The organism is Peribacillus sp. P4_D6 (assembly GCF_056401795.1).
This window is the reverse complement of record NZ_JBFUIQ010000024.1, coordinates 19369-37577: the sequence shown is the minus strand read 5'-3', so window position 1 is coordinate 37577 and position 18209 is coordinate 19369. Positions and strand designations below refer to the sequence as shown.

Annotated in this window: 14 protein-coding genes; all 14 read left to right on the top strand. The window is 42.0% G+C overall.

Features of this window, described 5'->3' with window-relative positions; all coding sequences use genetic code 11:
• Positions 1-90 precede the first annotated feature (90 nt).
• The 14 genes from recA (at position 91) to mutL (ending at position 17813) form a co-directional block, all read left to right on the top strand.
• Positions 91-1137, top strand: a complete 1047-nt coding sequence (gene recA / locus AC1DVB_RS10520) for a recombinase RecA (RefSeq protein ID WP_034313522.1) — start codon at positions 91-93, stop codon at positions 1135-1137.
• Between the two features lie 353 nt (positions 1138-1490).
• Positions 1491-3050 carry a ribonuclease Y gene (rny, locus tag AC1DVB_RS10515; protein ID WP_057278383.1) on the top strand — a complete coding sequence of 520 codons (1560 nt, stop codon included), beginning with the start codon at positions 1491-1493 and terminating at the stop codon, positions 3048-3050.
• A 152-nt stretch (positions 3051-3202) separates the two neighbouring features.
• Positions 3203-4000, top strand: a complete 798-nt coding sequence (locus AC1DVB_RS10510; protein ID WP_095678835.1) for a TIGR00282 family metallophosphoesterase — start codon at positions 3203-3205, stop codon at positions 3998-4000.
• Between the two features lie 173 nt (positions 4001-4173).
• Entirely contained in the window at positions 4174-4434 is a 261-nt protein-coding gene (spoVS, locus tag AC1DVB_RS10505) for a stage V sporulation protein SpoVS (protein ID WP_029281188.1), read from the top strand.
• Positions 4435-4567: 133 nt separating this feature from the next.
• Positions 4568-5500, top strand: coding sequence for a dipeptidase (locus AC1DVB_RS10500; RefSeq protein ID WP_082609415.1), 933 nt, complete (start codon positions 4568-4570; stop codon positions 5498-5500).
• A 215-nt stretch (positions 5501-5715) separates the two neighbouring features.
• Entirely contained in the window at positions 5716-7473 is a 1758-nt protein-coding gene (locus AC1DVB_RS10495; protein WP_057278381.1) for a 2-oxoacid:acceptor oxidoreductase subunit alpha, read from the top strand.
• The gene (locus AC1DVB_RS10490) at positions 7460-8326 is read left to right on the top strand and encodes a 2-oxoacid:ferredoxin oxidoreductase subunit beta (protein ID WP_057278380.1); all 867 of its coding nucleotides are present in this window, start codon (positions 7460-7462) and stop codon (positions 8324-8326) included. Before AC1DVB_RS10495 ends, AC1DVB_RS10490 begins: the two co-directional genes overlap by 14 nt.
• A gap of 42 nt (positions 8327-8368) precedes the next feature.
• Complete coding sequence (locus AC1DVB_RS10485; protein WP_477589185.1) at positions 8369-8653, top strand: hypothetical protein; 285 nt, start codon at positions 8369-8371, stop codon at positions 8651-8653.
• A gap of 244 nt (positions 8654-8897) precedes the next feature.
• On the top strand, positions 8898-9938 hold the full coding sequence (gene tdh, locus AC1DVB_RS10480) for an L-threonine 3-dehydrogenase (protein WP_057278477.1): 1041 nt from the start codon (positions 8898-8900) through the stop codon (positions 9936-9938).
• A 342-nt stretch (positions 9939-10280) separates the two neighbouring features.
• On the top strand, positions 10281-11825 hold the full coding sequence (miaB, locus tag AC1DVB_RS10475) for a tRNA (N6-isopentenyl adenosine(37)-C2)-methylthiotransferase MiaB (protein ID WP_048684706.1): 1545 nt from the start codon (positions 10281-10283) through the stop codon (positions 11823-11825).
• A 1-nt stretch (position 11826) separates the two neighbouring features.
• A complete protein-coding gene (locus tag AC1DVB_RS10470) occupies positions 11827-12255 on the top strand; it encodes a YlbF/YmcA family competence regulator (RefSeq protein ID WP_034313499.1) in 429 nt (142 codons plus the stop codon).
• A gap of 213 nt (positions 12256-12468) precedes the next feature.
• Positions 12469-13008: an outer spore coat protein CotE gene (locus tag AC1DVB_RS10465; RefSeq protein WP_057278378.1), complete on the top strand. Its 540-nt coding sequence runs from the start codon at positions 12469-12471 to the stop codon at positions 13006-13008.
• Between the two features lie 217 nt (positions 13009-13225).
• On the top strand, positions 13226-15850 hold the full coding sequence (gene mutS / locus AC1DVB_RS10460) for a DNA mismatch repair protein MutS (protein ID WP_095678834.1): 2625 nt from the start codon (positions 13226-13228) through the stop codon (positions 15848-15850).
• Between the two features lie 22 nt (positions 15851-15872).
• Positions 15873-17813, top strand: coding sequence for a DNA mismatch repair endonuclease MutL (gene mutL / locus AC1DVB_RS10455; protein ID WP_095678833.1), 1941 nt, complete (start codon positions 15873-15875; stop codon positions 17811-17813).
• Positions 17814-18209: the final 396 nt, after the last annotated feature.

Sequence of the window (18209 nt, the reverse complement as noted above, 5' to 3'; positions counted from 1 at the left end):
CAGGGTACAAACCTTGAACTCGAATAATTGCTAACGTAAGTACACCTTTAATCGGACAGCCGATTAGTTGAATATAGAGGAGGAAATTAAGTGAGTGATCGTCAAGCGGCTTTAGATATGGCGTTAAAACAAATTGAGAAACAATTTGGTAAAGGTTCGATTATGAAACTTGGGGAACAGACTGATCGTAGGATTTCAACGATTTCAAGCGGTTCTTTAGCATTGGACGTAGCGTTGGGAGTAGGCGGATATCCAAGAGGCCGGGTCATTGAGATATATGGACCTGAAAGCTCCGGTAAAACGACTGTAGCATTACATGCCATTGCAGAGGTACAAAAGACTGGCGGGACGGCTGCATTCATTGATGCCGAGCATGCTTTAGATCCAGCATATTCAGAAAAACTTGGTGTGAATATCGATGAGTTACTGCTTTCACAGCCTGATACGGGTGAACAAGCCTTAGAGATCGCTGAAGCGCTAGTTCGAAGCGGAGCGGTAGATATCATTGTCATTGACTCGGTGGCGGCACTTGTACCAAAAGCTGAAATCGAAGGCGAAATGGGAGATTCCCATATGGGTCTCCAAGCCCGGATGATGTCTCAGGCACTTAGAAAACTGTCTGGTTCCATTAATAAATCAAATACCATTGCCATTTTCATTAACCAAGTCCGTGAAAAAATCGGTGTTATGTTTGGGAATCCAGAAACGACTCCGGGAGGCCGGGCATTGAAGTTCTATTCAACTGTTCGTCTGGAAGTGCGCCGTGCGGAGCAATTAAAACAAGGGAATGAAATCGTGGGTAATAAAACGAAAATCAAAGTTGTAAAAAACAAGGTTGCTCCACCATTCCGCCAAGCAGAAGTTGACATCATGTATGGTCAAGGGATTTCACAGGAAGGTGAAATCATCGATATGGGTGCAGACCTTGATATCGTCCTTAAAAGCGGCTCATGGTATTCATACAATGAAGAGCGTGTCGGACAAGGCCGTGAAAATGCGAAGCTTTTCCTGAAAGAAAATCAGGATATCGCTCAGGAAATTTCTCAGAAAATCAGAGATCACTATAATCTTGATGGAGAGCATGAATTACCACCAGAAGAAAATGAAACAGAAGAGCATTTTGAATTGCTTGATTAATGATATTTGGAAAAGGCCTAAGCTTATTCGCTTAGGCCTTTTATGTATATTTTAAGAAAAATGCGAAATTTTCAGTGGATTAAATGGCATTGTAATCAGATTTACAGACTGCTTCCATAATGAATGCTGTACATTATGATGGTTGATATTAAGAAAACTTGAATAAACATTGATACATAAGGGACAAACGCTTGACAATAAAAATTCTCAACTATACAATTAATATGTATATTTTACAATTTTTCAAACTAAAATTTTGAAAATTAAGTGCTGTATATTGAATTTATGTGCAATGTACTTGCCGACAGTTCAACATTTTATGTAAAAAGTTCATAGCAAGGGGAGGTGAAACGATGGAACCCATGACAATCATCTTCACTTTGCTTGGCCTAATCGTCGGTGCAGTTGTTGGTTATTTTATTCACAAATCAAAATTTGAGAGTAGAATAGCAGGGGCAAAGGGCTCTGCAGAACACATCCTTGAGGATGCAAAACGTGAAGCGGAAGCACTTAAGAAAGAAGCCTTGTTGGAAGCAAAAGATGAAATTCATAAAGTTCGTGCCGATTCGGATCGGGAAGCCCGTGAAAGAAGGAACGAATTACAAAAACAAGAAAATCGGTTATTGCAAAGAGAAGAGAATCTGGACCGTAAGGATGAAACGTTAGACAAACGTGAGAGCCTTTTGGAGAAAAAAGAAGATTCTCTAAACCAAAGACAACAGCATATTGAAGAGATGGAAAGCAAAGTGGAAGAGATGGTTCGTAAGCAGCAAACAGAGCTTGAACGTGTTTCCGGTTTAACTCGTGAAGAGGCTAAAGCAATCATTATAGACCGAATGGAAAACGAGCTTGCTCACGATGTAGCGCTTATGATTAAAGAAAGTGATACCCGTGCCAAAGAAGAAGCTGATAAAAAAGCAAAAGAAGTCCTTTCTCTTGCCATTCAGCGTTGTGCGGCTGATCATGTTGCAGAGACCACCGTTTCTGTAGTAAATCTTCCAAACGATGAAATGAAAGGACGGATAATCGGACGTGAAGGACGAAATATCCGGACGTTAGAAACGCTAACAGGTATTGACCTTATTATTGATGATACTCCTGAAGCTGTCATTTTATCTGGATTCGATCCAATTAGACGGGAAACGGCACGCTTGGCTCTTGAGAAACTTGTTCAGGACGGACGGATCCATCCGGCTCGCATTGAAGAAATGGTTGACAAAGCAAGACGTGAGGTAGATGAACATATTCGTGAAATTGGTGAACAGACTACTTTTGAAGTTGGAGTTCACGGTCTCCATCCAGATCTCATCAAAATACTAGGACGTTTGAAATTCCGTACCAGTTATGGGCAAAACGTACTTAAACATTCAATTGAAGTGGCCCAGCTTTCAGGTTTACTGGCCGCTGAGCTCGGTGAGGATGAAGTTCTTGCCCGCCGTGCAGGTTTATTGCATGATATTGGGAAAGCGATCGATCATGAAGTGGAAGGCAGTCACGTTGAAATTGGCGTTGAATTAGCAACCAAATATAAAGAGCATCCAACTGTCATTAACAGCATCGCTTCACATCATGGCGATACGGAACCAACTTCCATCATTTCAGTGCTTGTGGCTGCCGCTGATGCATTATCAGCTGCAAGACCGGGAGCAAGAAGTGAAACGCTTGAAAATTACATTAGAAGACTTGAAAAGCTTGAGGAAATTTCCGAGTCCTATGATGGAGTGGAGAAATCTTTTGCGATTCAAGCCGGACGAGAAGTGCGGATTCTAGTGAAACCAGAACAAATCGATGACCTTTCGGCACATCGACTCGCACGTGATATCCGGAAAAGGATTGAAGAAGAGCTCGATTACCCAGGTCATATAAAAGTCACGGTCATCCGTGAAACAAGAGCAGTCGAATATGCCAAATAATTGTTAGTGAAAGACGAAGTGGTGCAAACCACTTCGTTTTTTCTTTTTCCGATATGAATCGTTAAGCATAATTCTTATAATTACCCCCAATTATGTTACAATACATACTTGAATAATTCATATAATCAGGTGAATCCAGAAAGGGTTTTACAATGAAATTGCTATTTATAGGGGATGTAGTGGGATCTCCAGGTCGTGACATGATCCAAGAATACCTTCCTAAGTTAAAAGAAAAGTATCGTCCGCATATCACGGTCATCAATGGCGAGAATGCAGCAAGTGGCCGGGGGATTACAGAAAAGATTTACCGCAGTTTTTTAGAGTGGGGAGCGCAGGCAGTGACCATGGGAAACCATACATGGGATAATCGTGATATTTTCAACTTTATTGATGAAGCGAAATATCTTGTCCGTCCAGCAAACTTTCCAGACGGGGTACCCGGAGAAGGTATGAAATTTTTAAAATTGAACCAACATGAAATAGCGGTCATCAATTTGCAAGCGAGAACGTTCATGCCGGATTTGGATTGTCCGTTCAAAAAGGCGGAAGAACTAGTGGCGGAGGCTCGAAAAAAGACACCGATCATCTTTGTCGATTTTCATGGTGAAGCGACAAGTGAAAAGCAAGCCATGGGTTGGTTCCTGGATGGTAAGGTTACAGCAGTCGTTGGTACACACACACACGTCCAGACAGCCGATAACCGTATATTACCTGCAGGCACCGCTTACATATCAGATGTAGGCATGACAGGACCATATGATGGCATCCTTGGTATGGAAAGAGAGGCAGTCATCCATCGGTTCCTGACCAGCCTTCCAGTTCGTTTCGAAGTCCCAAAAGAGGGACGTACCCTATTAAGCGGGGTTCTCCTTGAAATTGATGAGAAAACTGGCAAGGCAAAGAAGATAGAAAGGATCCTGATTAACGAAGATCATCCCTTTTACCATTGATTCGAACGGATGGACAGTCAAACTGCCATCCGTTTTTCCATTCTTTAATAAATGGTGTACAATCCCGGTTTTCTTTGTCATACAAGTTTTACTTGATGAATATAGTAGCAGTGGAAAGTGTTATAACTATTGAGCCAAGTTAGAATCGGCAGGGAAAACAAGGAGGACTAGGAATGGAAATATTAAAAGTTTCAGCAAAATCTAATCCTAATTCTGTAGCAGGCGCACTAGCGGGAGTGCTCAGGGAAAGAGGAGCAGCCGAAATTCAAGCAATCGGTGCAGGTGCGTTAAATCAAGCCGTCAAGGCAGTAGCAATCGCAAGAGGGTTTGTCGCACCTAGTGGAGTTGACTTGATTTGTATTCCTGCCTTTACAGATATACTTATTGATGGCGAAGAGAGAACGGCAATAAAACTAATCATTGAACCAAGATAATTGCAAGTTTGGGTGTCCTGTTTGTCGGATGGCGAGCAGGCTCTTTTTTGTCGTGAATTCCAAATGACGAAAGGCCCGTGTCGCTTTATAATGGTATATATAATCATAAAAAAGTACAGGAAGGGGGATTACATTGGAGATTTTTGATGCACATTGTGATGTGCTGATGAAGATGTTCATCGATCCGGATATTTCTTTTACAAATAGTGATAAATTACATATAACAAAGCGGGGTTTATTGGACGAAGGGGGAAAAGTCCAATGTTTTGCCATATATATACCTGAAAAAGTCCACCCTGATATGAGATTTCAAGCGGCTTTGGCGATGGTGGATATTTTTCATGAAAAGATTTTGTCGGAGCCGGAAATGAAATTTATAAAGACCAAGGCAGATATCGAATCTTTAAAAGAAAAGGAAATCGGTGCAATGCTAACTTTGGAGGGGTGCGATTGCATAGGAAATGATTTGTTGAAACTGAAAACCCTTATTCATCTTGGAGTATCCTCCGTAGGTTTGACTTGGAATCACGCTAACTTGGTAGCGGATGGGGCAATGGAAACAAGAGGGGGAGGCTTGACAGGATTTGGAACGGAAGTGGTCGCGCTACTGAATGAGAAGTCAATTTGGTGTGATTTATCCCATTTATCTGAAGCTGGATTTTGGGACACCCTAAAGTTGGCGAAATTCCCGATCGCCTCCCATTCGAATGCTTATCAACTTTGTCCGCATCCGCGAAATTTAAAGGACGGGCAGATAAAAGCCCTTTTACAGAAAAATGGGGTGATCGGAGTAACCTTTGTCCCGCAATTTCTAGCAAATGGCCCGGTTACGATAAAGGATATCTTGAAACATATAGAGCATATATGCAGTTTGGGCGGGGAAAGACAAATTGGATTAGGGTCCGACTTCGATGGAATCGATCATATGGTAGAGAAGTTAACGTCATATAAGGATTATCATAACTTAATAAATGAATTGAACAGGCTTTATTCCAGTGAGTTTGTAAAAGGTCTCCTTTTTGATAATTTCACTCGTAATTTTCCGCTTGAAAAGGAAATATCTTAAGTGATTTTCAATTCTTACTATATAGATATGAATAAATATTCTGAAAATATAAAAAATAAAAGCAAAAAGGTTGCAATTTGATGATTTAACCGATAGAATTGAAAGCGTTTAGTACACCTTTCCTAAATTAGAACGATAATTATACATAGTTGAATGTTCTAAGAGAGGTGCGGTTAAATGCATTTATATACGAACGTCCTAAAGGAGTGTAAGACATGATCAATCAACTTTCATGGAAAGTTGGCGGACAACAAGGTGAAGGTATTGAAAGTACAGGAGAAATATTCTGTATTGCCCTCAATCGCTTAGGTTATTACTTGTATGGCTACCGTCATTTCTCATCCCGAATCAAGGGTGGACACACGAATAACAAAATTCGTGTAAGTACTACGGAAACTCGTGCTATCTCTGATGATTTAGACATCTTAGTTGCTTTTGACCAAGAAACAATTGACGTCAATTATAAAGAATTACATGAGGGTGGCATCATAATTGCAGATGCAAAATTCAAACCTGTCTGCCCAGAAGATACAAAGGCAGAATTATATATTGTTCCTTTTACGGAAATAGCAGCCGAATTAGGAACATCATTAATGAAAAATATGGTTGCCATCGGTGCAACATGTGCTGTTCTCGGAATGGAAATCTCCGTATTCAACGATGTGGTTGATGAAATATTCGGCCGTAAAGGTGAAGAAATCGTTAAGAAGAATATGGATGCCATTACTGCAGGCTATAAGGCAATGGAAGTGTTGCTTGGAGAAAAACTGGGCGCGATGGAGCTGGAAAAGGCAGACGGCCAGAAACGAATGTTCATGATCGGAAACGATGCTATCGCTTTAGGCGCAGTTGCAGGAGGTTGCCGCTTCATGGCAGCTTACCCGATTACTCCGGCTTCGGAAATCATGGAATACTTAATTAAGAAACTTCCTCAATTTGGCGGGACGGTCATACAGACTGAAGATGAAATCGCGGCAGCCACAATGGCTATCGGTGCGAACTATGGCGGTGTACGTGCCATCACAGCTTCAGCTGGACCTGGGCTTTCCTTGAAAATGGAGGCGATTGGTTTAGCGGGCATTACCGAAACGCCAATTGTCATCGTCGATACTCAACGTGGCGGTCCATCTACGGGACTTCCTACAAAACAGGAGCAATCCGATTTAATGGCCATGATTTATGGTACACATGGTGAAATACCTAAAATCGTCATGGCTCCGAGTACTGTTGAGGAAGCTTTTTATGATACGGCAGAAGCATTCAACCTTGCAGAGGAATATCAATGTCCGGTTATCGTTTTATCCGACTTACAGCTATCATTAGGTAAACAGACGGTTCAGCCGCTTGATTACGGCAAAGTGGAGATAAGACGCGGAAAATTGGTTGACTTTGAAATTGAAGAGCCAGAAAACAAATCTTACTTCAAGCGTTATGAAGTAACGGAAGACGGAGTCTCACCACGGGTAGTGCCTGGTATGAAAAATGGAATTCACCATGTTACGGGTGTTGAACATGATGAAACGGGCAGACCTTCCGAGACGGCCTTGAATCGCAAAGTGCAAATGGATAAACGGATGCGTAAGCTGAATAATTTAACTAACACATTCCAAACACCAGTATACAAAAACACACCGCATGAAGAAGCGGATTTATTAATTCTTGGTTTTAACTCAACACGCGGGACGATTGATGAAGCGATCGGCCGTTTAGAAACGGACGGAATGAAAGTGAATCATGCGCAAATCCGCTTGATTCATCCTTTCCCAGCTGATGAAGTCCTTTCATTGGTGCAAAGTGCTAAGAAAGTAGTAGTTATTGAAAATAATGCGACTGGACAATTGGCTAATATTATCAAGATGAATGTCGGACATGTTAATAAAATAAAAAGCATCCTAAAATATGATGGCAACCCATTCCTCCCGCATGAAATTCACACACAATGCAAGGAGATGTTCGAATATGGCAACGTTTAAAGAATTTCGGAATGATGTAAAACCAAACTGGTGTCCTGGCTGCGGAGATTTCTCCGTTCAGGCTGCCATGCAGCGTGCGGCAGCCAATGTGGGATTGGAGCCGGAGAATTTGGCCGTTGTTTCCGGTATCGGCTGTTCAGGGCGTATATCCGGTTACATCAAGTCATATGGTTTCCACGGCATCCATGGGCGCTCACTGCCAATTGCCCAAGGAGTAAAAATGGCCAACCGTGAATTGACCGTTATAGCTTCAGGCGGTGACGGAGATGGTTTTGCAATCGGGATGGGACACACCATCCATGCGATCCGCCGCAATATCGACATTACGTATATTGTCATGGATAACCAAATTTATGGATTGACTAAAGGCCAGACTTCCCCTAGATCAGCTGCTGGATTTAAAACGAAATCCACTCCAGAAGGATCAATAGAACAGGCTGTTTCACCTATGGAATTAGCATTGTCAGCTGGCGCTACGTTTGTGGCCCAAAGCTTTTCCACTGACTTGAAAGACCTGACGGCGATCATTGAAGCAGGGATAAACCATAAAGGGTTCTCCTTTATCAATGTTTTCTCTCCTTGCGTAACATATAATAAGATCAATACGTATGATTGGTTTAAACAAAACTTAACTAAATTGAACACGATTGAAGGCTATGATTCATCAAATAAAGAACAGGCCATGCAGACTTTGATGCAGCATGACAGCCTTGTGACAGGGATCATTTATCAAGACTCTTCACGCCCTTCGTACCAGGAATTAGTGCCAGGGTATGCCGAAAAAGCGCTAAACAAATCAGATTTGACACTGGATCAAGCGCACTTTGATAAGCTTGTTGCTGAATTTATGTAAAAGTTAAAAGGTTCACCCCTTAAGACGGGGTGAACCTTTTTTATGACTAAATGGAAAGCTCAAGTAGAGAGAATCACTATACTCTCTAAATTAGAATCCGAAGAAATTGCAACGATTCCTTCTACGGCAACAATTGTGATGGCGGTCCCGATCTCTATCCCGATCGCGGTCCCGATCTCTATCCCGATCGTGGTCCCGATCCCGGTCGCGGTCGCGCCTATTGCAGCCCCTCACAGCACGACAAAAATCGTCTGCGATTCTCTTGTTATCTCTGTCCCGATCTCTATCCCGATCGCGATCCCGATCATGATTATTGCATCCACATGACATATAAGTCACTCCTTCATTGTTTTTGTTTTTTGTTGTACAAGATATCTTATTCGAGAGCGGACAAGATGCTATAGAAACATGACCCATTTAACAAAAATGTACGAATGCCTAAAAATCATCATTATTAATGTGAAAAGGCCGGTACAAAAGTGATTATGGTATTTTTGTGATTGATTTTTCATATCTTTACATATTAAGGTAGATGAAAAAGCACAGCCCTATTTCAGGGGGAATGTACATGTTGAGAGGTAAAATGAAAGCGATCGTCAAACATCACCGAGGTTATGGGGCACAATTACTAGTTGTCGATATACCGGACATTCGTGATGACGAGGTCTTGATTCGAGTGAAGATGACCTCGATCTGCGGAACGGATATTCATATTTTCACCTGGGATGAATGGTCACAAGGAAGGGTGAGCCCGCCATACGTATTTGGGCACGAATTTGCAGGGGAAGTAATCGAGATAGGAGCAAGTGTCAGTAATGTTTCAGTTGGTGATTGTGTATCTGCCGAAACACATATAGTTTGCGGTACATGCAGGCAATGCTTAACCGGACAATTCCATATCTGTAAAAAAACAAACATTATCGGTGTGGATAAACAAGGGTGCTTTGCAGAGTACATAGCTCTGCCAGCCAAGAATTTATGGAAAAATCCAAGTGATATGCCACTCGATATAGCTACCATCCAAGAACCGATGGGGAATGCCGTCCATTCAGTGCTAGCTGGCGAGGTGCTGGGTAAAACGGTGGCAATAATCGGTTGTGGTCCAATTGGGCTTATGGCGATTGCTGTAGCAAAGGCCGCAGGTGCTGATAAAGTAATCGCTCTTGATATTAATGATTATCGACTTCAGCTAGCAAAAAAGATGGGTGCCACACACCTCATTCATTCAATGAATCAGGATCCAGTGGAAATCACGAAAAGCATTACAAGTGGGGACGGGGTGGATGTTGTTTGTGAAATGAGCGGGAATCCAGCAGCTATCCAACAAGGGTTCAAGATGGCGACCAATGGTGGAAGAATATCCATTCTAAGTCTGCCTTCTAAGCCCGTCACGATTAATATAACAGAGGATATCGTATTCAAGGGTCTTACTGTCCAAGGGATAACTGGAAGGAAGATGTTTTCAACCTGGCAACAGGTTTCAAGTCTGCTTGAAAGTGGCAAGGTTGATGTAAAACCAATGATTACCCATCGCTTCTCACTCAGTGATTTTGAAAAGGGATTTGAACTGATGATCAAAGGCCAGTGTGGTAAGGTTCTCCTTATACCTTGAACACCTAAAAAGGTGGAAATTGCATGCTCTGCATTTGAAAAATCATGAAAGGGGAAATCGTCATCCAAAAATGATAAGAAGAGGCTAAATTCGTCATAGCCTCTTCTTTCATGTTCTTATTTTCAATATTTGTGAAAAATTTCTTACAATTGAAGAAGCCACGACAGAATGATTGTTTCTTGCTGTTAAAAGCTTTATACTATGATAATGTGGATATATCACACTTAATAGCTAATATTTACTGGAAATTCTTAAAAAGGAATCCGTATAAATCCATTTGATGATAGGTCTTGAAATAGTTGGTGAAAGAAATAAACTAACTATTTTGAAAGGAGATTAACTATGAACGAGAAACAACGATTAGAATCACAACAAGTACAGGCTGAGAATCCAGCGGACAAAAAATCCGAAAAGGACTTCAGTAAGTACTTTCAAGCCGTTTATATTCCGCCTTCCTTAAAGGATGCGAAAAAGCGGGGAAAAGAAGAAGTAGAATATCATGATGACTTTGCCATTCCTGAAGGCTTCCGCGGAATGGGAGAAGGTAAAAAGTTTTACATTCGCACTTTTGGCTGTCAAATGAACGAACATGATACAGAAGTCATGGCGGGCATCTTTATGGCACTTGGTTATCAGGCGACAGACTCGGTGGATGATGCTAACGTCATTTTACTTAACACTTGTGCGATTCGGGAAGGCGCAGAGAATAAAGTGTTCGGTGAATTGGGGCATTTAAAATCATTGAAATTGGAAAAGCCGGATCTATTGCTTGGGGTTTGCGGCTGTATGTCACAAGAGGAGACAGTTGTAAAGCGGATTCTAGAGAAGCACCATTTTGTAGATATGATTTTCGGAACGCATAACATCCACCGCCTGCCGCAAATTCTTAATGAAGCTTATCTTTCCAAGGAAATGGTCATCGAGGTTTGGTCTAAAGAAGGTGATGTAATCGAGAACCTTCCGAAAGTGCGTAAAGGAAAAACCAAGGCATGGGTCAATATCATGTATGGCTGCGATAAGTTTTGTACATACTGCATCGTACCGTATACGAGAGGGAAAGAAAGAAGCCGCAGGCCTGGAGATATCATCCAGGAAGTCCGTCATTTAGCGGCACAGGGTTACAAGGAAATAACCCTGCTTGGACAGAATGTGAATGCTTACGGTAAAGATTTTACGGATATCGATTATCGTTTCGGCGATTTGATGGATGAAATCCGCAAAATCGACATTCCGCGTATTCGTTTTACGACAAGCCACCCCCGTGATTTTGATGATCATTTGATTGAAGTACTGGCTAAAGGCGGAAATCTCGTTGACCATATCCATCTTCCAGTTCAATCGGGAAGTACGGAAACACTTAAAATCATGGCCCGTAAGTATACACGCGAACAATATTTAGAGCTAGTTAAAAAAATCAAGGAAGCTATCCCAAGTGCATCGCTAACCACGGACATTATTGTAGGTTATCCGAATGAAACGGAAGAGCACTTTGAAGAAACGATGTCATTATACCGTGAAGTTGGTTTCGATGCAGCATATACTTACATCTATTCACCACGTGAGGGAACACCGGCTGCGAAAATGCAGGATAATGTACCGATGGAAGTGAAAAAGGAACGTCTGCAACGCTTGAATGCCCTTGTAAATGAAACGTGCGCATTGAAAATGAAAGAGTATGATGGACAGATTGTTGAAGTGCTCGTTGAAGGCGAAAGCAAGAAGAATGCGGAAGTATTAGCAGGTTATACAACGAAAAATAAGCTCGTGAACTTCAAAGGACCAAAATCCGCTATTGGCAAAATCGTAAAAGTGAAAATCACCGGAACGAAAACATGGTCATTAAATGGGGATATGGTTGAAGAAGCAACGGCGATTGAGGTGGAGTAATATGACTAAATATACTAAAGATGACATTCTGAATAAAGCGGCCGAGCTTGCTGAAATGATTGCCAGCACGGAAGAAGTCGATTTCTTTAAACGGGCAGAAGCTCACATCAATGAAAATCAAAAAATCCGTGAAATGATCGCCAGCATCAAGAGTTTGCAAAAACAGGCTGTAAACTTCCAACATTACGGCAAAGAGAAAGCATACAGTCAAGTGCAGGCCAAAATTGATGCACTGGAAAAACAATTGGACGAACTTCCGATCGTGCAAGAATTCAAACAATCCCAAGTGGATGTAAATGATCTTTTACAAATGGTCTCATCACAGGTATCGAATAAGGTGACGGACCTGATTATTGAATCAACCGAAGGCGATGTCCTTCGAGGTGAGACAGGTTCACAGGTACAAGCAGGCGGCGGAAGCTGTTCATGAATATTAAAAAAGCCCTTCTGGTTTCAGAAGGGCTTTTTTAATATGCGGAAATCCTTATACAGTGCCCATTCGTGACACATATCCCAAAACATGCGCATAAAATAACCTAGGTTTAAAACATTACAGCAGTTTTCAAACAATTAAAATTCTACGCACAATAGACTTTTACCACGCATAGGATGAATGGAAACTGTATGAGGAGGGTTCGCTAGCATGTCACAATATAGAGAGATAATTACTAAAGCGGTGGTGGCAAAAGGACGTAAATTCACAAAGTCCTCTCACACCATTTGCCCGGCTCATCATCCTTCTAGCATTCTAGGTTGTTGGATCATCAACCATAAATACGATGCAAAGAAAGTCGGCAAAAAGGTAGAAATTCACGGCAGCTACGAAATCAACGTCTGGTATTCTTATAACCATAATTCGAAGACGGAAGTTGTAACTGAAAAAGTGCAATATACCGACGTTATTTCGCTGAAATACCGTGATCCCGATTATCTTGATGACCATGAAATCGCTGCAAAAGCTGTCCAACAGCCGAATTGTTTAGAAGCATGCATCTCCCCATGTGGACAAAAAATCATTGTCCATGTGGAAAGGGAATTCTTTGTGGAAGTCGTCGGCGAAACGAAAATTTGTGTCGCTGTAAGTCCAGATGGCCGCTGTGAGGATGACTGGGGCTCTGATTTCGATGATGAGGATTTCGAAGATTTAGATCCGGATTTCCTTGATGAATTCGAAGACGAATAGAATATAGAAATTAATACCGGATGACATTCCCTTCATCCGGTTTTATTTCATTTGAAGCGGGACAAGTCCCTATGGCTTTGCAGATACAGCTAGCTTACAATGTAAAGGATAATTGATTTACCATGCAATTTCGAATACAGGCCATGTTGCATTTTCGTATGTTATAATGAAGGACATAAATGTGTAATAGATTTTAGTTTGGAAAGGTTTTGAAGGAATGGCTGGATATACTCCAATGATACAGCAATATTTAAAAATTAAGGCAGAGTATCAGGATGCCTTTTTATTTTTTCGTTTAGGCGATTTTTATGAAATGTTTTTTGACGATGCACTGAATGCATCACAAGAGCTCGAAATCACATTAACGAGCCGAGAAGGCGGTAGTGAAGAGCGAATTCCGATGTGCGGCATTCCGTATCACTCGGCTGCTAATTATATTGATATATTGATAGAAAAAGGTTTTAAAGTAGCTATTTGTGAACAGACCGAAGATCCGAAGCAAGCCAAAGGTGTGGTACGCAGGGAAGTTGTCCAGCTGATTACCCCGGGAACGAAAATGGATAGTAAGGGTCTTCGTGAAAAGGAAAATAATTATATTGCCACCATCACTTATTTTACGGATGGTCAGTTTGGCTTTGGATACAATGATTTATCGACAGGGGAAAATAAGGTTACATTGATTGAGAGTTTCGAGGAAGTTCTGAATGAATTTGCCATCCTTGGTGCGAGTGAAGTGGTCATTGCCGAGGATTTCAATGAAGAATGGAAAAAAATGCTTCAAGAACGGGGCGCAGCCGCTCTATCCCTAGAGAGTAATTCGGACCAAAGCGAGTCATTCGCTCCATTGCTTCATTTGTTAAAAGACCAGAAACTGGCGACAACGACCTCACGTTTATTGAATTATCTATACCGTACCCAAAAACGCAGCCTGGATCATTTACAGCCAGTGCTTGCATATGAAACATCACAATATATGAAAATTGATTATTATAGCAAACGTAATTTGGAATTAACTGAAACCATTCGTTCCAAAGGTAAAAAAGGCTCATTACTATGGCTGCTTGATGAAACAAAAACAGCCATGGGCGGAAGGATGTTGAAGCAATGGATTGATAGACCGCTCATTAATAAAAAACAGATCGAGCGGAGACAAAGTCTTGTTGAAACCCTGAAAAATCAATACTTCGAACGACAAGACTTACGTGAACGCCTGAAGGAAGTGTACGACTTGGAGCGGCTTGCCGGAAGGGTGGCCTTCGGGAATGTAAACGCTCGGGACTTGATTCAACTGAAACGTTCCTTGCAACAGGTGCCGGTCATTCGTGAAATCGTGAAATCAATGGCTTCCAATCAGGATATTTCAATCCTGGCCGATAAATTGGATCCTTGTGAAGAAGTGACGGATTTACTTGAAACGGCGCTTGTAGAAAACCCTCCATTGTCCGTGAAGGAAGGGAATATCATTCAGGATGGTTTCCATAAAGAGCTGGATACATACAGGGATGCCAGCAGAAACGGGAAAACTTGGATTGCACAGCTTGAACGCGAAGAGCGGGAACGCACCGGAATCAAATCCTTGAAAATCGGATATAATCGTGTATTTGGCTATTACATTGAAGTCACACGAGCAAATTTGCATCTGCTTGAAGAAGGCCGTTATGAACGGAAGCAGACTTTAACGAATGCCGAACGTTATATCACACCTGAATTGAAAGAAAAGGAAGCTTTGATTTTACAAGCAGAAGAAAAAAGCATCAGTTTGGAGTATGACTTATTCCTCAATCTTCGTGAAGAGGTCAAAAGCTATATCCCTCGCTTACAGGATTTGGCGAAAGGCGTCAGTGAACTGGATGTCCTGCAGTGCTTTGCGACGATTAGTGAAGAACGCCATTATGTGAAGCCTGTCTTTTCCGATGATCGAAGAATCGTACTGAAGGAAGGCAGGCATCCAGTGGTCGAGAAAGTCCTTCAATCACAGGAATATGTCCCCAATGACTGCTTTATGGATGGAGATCGGGAGTTACTCTTGATCACAGGGCCCAATATGTCGGGTAAAAGTACGTATATGCGTCAAATAGCTCTAACATCGATTTTAGCGCAAATTGGATGCTTCGTATCCGCAAGTATAGCTGAATTACCTATTTTTGATAAGGTATTTACCAGGATTGGCGCGGCAGATGATTTGATTTCCGGTCAAAGTACATTCATGGTCGAGATGCTTGAAGCAAGAAATGCCATCATGAATGCGACAGAAAACAGTTTGATATTATTTGATGAAATAGGCCGGGGAACATCAACTTATGATGGGATGGCGCTTGCTCAGGCCATCATTGAATATATTCATGAGGAAATTGGGGCAAAGACACTCTTTTCGACTCATTATCACGAATTGACTGTATTGGCAACGGAACTCCCAAAATTGAAAAATATCCATGTAAGTGCCATTGAGCAAAATGGAAATGTCGTTTTCCTTCATAAAATTAAAGAAGGGCCAGCAGATAAAAGCTATGGAATTCATGTGGCTAAGCTAGCTGATTTACCGGAGCAGTTAATAGATCGGGCGGCTGCTATTTTAGCCCAGCTAGAGAATGAAAATGGACAGGCAAAGGCGATTCCTGAACAGCCTGCTGCTGAAAAAGCATCTATTGCCGAAGCTGCCCCTGTGACATCCGTCAATGAGGCACAGCTTTCCTTCTTTGGAGAAGAAGCTCCTAAAGGAAGGGTGAATTCTTCACCAAAGGAAAAAAAGGTGCTGGATGACATAAAATCACTGGATATCCTTGAAATGACGCCGCTTGAGGCAATGAATACCCTTTATAAATTACAAAAGAAACTTAAATGAGAATTAAAGCGAGGCGATAAAAATGGGAAAAATCATACAGCTTGATGAGGCTTTATCTAATAAAATCGCAGCTGGCGAAGTTGTTGAACGCCCAGCCTCAGTCGTTAAGGAACTTGTGGAAAACGCAATAGATGCAAACAGTACCATTATAGAGATTGAATTGGTGGAGGCTGGACTTGGTTCCATTCGGATCGTGGATAATGGCGATGGGATTTTACCTGATGACATAGAAGCGGCATTTAAACGTCACGCCACTAGTAAAATTAAAGATGAAAATGATCTCTTCCGAATCCGAACACTTGGCTTCCGCGGTGAAGCCATGCCCAGTATTGCTTCAGTTTCCCGTTTTGAAATGAAAAGCAGCACTGGCGAAGGGGTAGGAACGCGCATACTTCTTGAAGGAGGCTTGGTTAAGGAACTTGAGGCTTCATCCAGCCGTAAAGGAACGGATATCCTGGTTTCCGACTTGTTTTTTAATACCCCTGCACGGTTGAAATATATGAAAACCATTCATACCGAGCTAGGGAATATTACGGATGTCGCTAACAGGCTCGCACTTTCACATCCGGATGTTTCTATACGGTTAACACACAATGAGAAGCGTATCCTCCATACGAATGGTAACGGTGATGTCAGGCAGGTGCTGGCGGCAATCTATGGTACGAATATTGCCAAAAAGATGATTCCGGTTCAGGCAAGCTCCTTGGATTTCAAATTATCCGGATATATCGTCATGCCTGAGATCACCCGGGCATCAAGGAATTACATTTCAACCATGATAAACGGGCGCTTCATTAAGAACTATGCGCTCGTGAAAGCAATCCTGGATGGGTATCATACACTTCTTCCAATTGGACGTTTTCCAATCGCTTTGCTGAATATCGAAATGGATCCGATTCTTGTCGATGTCAATGTACATCCATCCAAAATGGAGGTAAGGCTCAGCAAGGAACAGGAATTGTACAGTCTTGTATCGGAAACGATTAAATCTTCGTTTAAAAAGATGTCTCTAATACCAAGTGGATATACACCAGCAGCAAAGCCGGAACAGGTGAAAAGTGAGCAAACCACTCTGGAATTGGACCATGTTGTGGAAAGCGGCAAGCGGGTCCTGGAAGAAGCCAAGAAAGAGGCATCCCTCTTGAAGGATACCTTGATACGGGAAAAGCAGGAACAAAAGAATTACGTGAATCATAATGAAGATTTCAATCTTGAACCAATAAAGGAAATAATCTATAGCACTGAACAGCAGCAAATGGAAGATGTCTATGTACCGGTCTTACTAGATGATGAAAGCAAATCATATTTCGAGTCAGCTGAAAAGTTTACAACCTACACAGTCGAACAAGAGGAGGAAATCGAGGCGAATGAACCGGAAAGCCGCATCCCTCCGATGTACCCGATTGGGCAAATGCATGGAACATATATTTTCGCCCAAAACGAAAAGGGCTTGTATATCATAGACCAGCATGCTGCCCAGGAACGGATCAAATACGAATACTTTAAAGAAAAAGTCGGTCGAGTTGAAAACGAGCTACAGGATATGCTGGTCCCCATCACCCTTGAATTTTCAACGGACCAATGTATCCGGATAAATGAATATCGGAATGAGTTGGAAAAAGTCGGCGTCTTTTTAGAGGAGTTTGGCTATAATGCCTATATTGTCCGATCGCATCCACAATGGTTCCCTAAAGGAATTGAACAGGAAATCCTTGAGGAAATGATAGAACAATTGCTATCGATGAAAAAGGTCGACATCAAAAAATTGCGCGAAGAAGCAGCCATCATGATGAGCTGTAAAGCCTCCATAAAGGCAAACCGTCATCTGCGCAATGATGAAATCCAAGCACTACTGGATGAACTGAGGCGGACAACAGATCCCTTCACATGCCCTCATGGAAGACCTATCATCATCTCATATTCCATATATGAAATGGAAAAAATGTTCAAACGGATCATGTAATTAAAAGCAATGGAGAACCCTTATATAATGGGGTTCTCCATTGCTTTTTTAGTTAAATGACCACAAAATGACCACATTTATTGGGGCTTCGATACATCTGCCGGTAATCCTGCTGCCCATGCGGAAGGAATTAGTACAATCTCCAATGGACTTGCTTCCCATGCCGAAGGTGTCAATACAAATGCGAGTGGATTTGCTGCCCACGCGGAAGGGTTAGGAACAAATGCGGGTGGGGATTCCTCCCATGCCGAAGGGGAGGGTTCTGTCTCCAGTGGGCCACGTTCCCACGCGGAAGGGCAAAGTACAACCGCAAGTGGGGAAGCTTCTCATGCCGAGGGTAGCAATACAAACGCTATTGGGATTAATTCTCACGCAGAAGGCCAACTTACAAACGCT

Coding starts and splice junctions, on each gene's coding strand:
- rny (WP_057278383.1), top strand. CDS start 1,491: ATGGAACCCATGACAATCATCTTCACTTTGCTTGGCCTAATCGTCGGT.
- AC1DVB_RS10510 (WP_095678835.1), top strand. CDS start 3,203: ATGAAATTGCTATTTATAGGGGATGTAGTGGGATCTCCAGGTCGTGAC.
- spoVS (WP_029281188.1), top strand. CDS start 4,174: ATGGAAATATTAAAAGTTTCAGCAAAATCTAATCCTAATTCTGTAGCA.
- AC1DVB_RS10495 (WP_057278381.1), top strand. CDS start 5,716: ATGATCAATCAACTTTCATGGAAAGTTGGCGGACAACAAGGTGAAGGT.
- AC1DVB_RS10490 (WP_057278380.1), top strand. CDS start 7,460: ATGGCAACGTTTAAAGAATTTCGGAATGATGTAAAACCAAACTGGTGT.
- AC1DVB_RS10485 (WP_477589185.1), top strand. CDS start 8,369: ATGACTAAATGGAAAGCTCAAGTAGAGAGAATCACTATACTCTCTAAA.
- miaB (WP_048684706.1), top strand. CDS start 10,281: ATGAACGAGAAACAACGATTAGAATCACAACAAGTACAGGCTGAGAAT.
- AC1DVB_RS10470 (WP_034313499.1), top strand. CDS start 11,827: ATGACTAAATATACTAAAGATGACATTCTGAATAAAGCGGCCGAGCTT.
- AC1DVB_RS10465 (WP_057278378.1), top strand. CDS start 12,469: ATGTCACAATATAGAGAGATAATTACTAAAGCGGTGGTGGCAAAAGGA.
- mutS (WP_095678834.1), top strand. CDS start 13,226: ATGGCTGGATATACTCCAATGATACAGCAATATTTAAAAATTAAGGCA.
- mutL (WP_095678833.1), top strand. CDS start 15,873: ATGGGAAAAATCATACAGCTTGATGAGGCTTTATCTAATAAAATCGCA.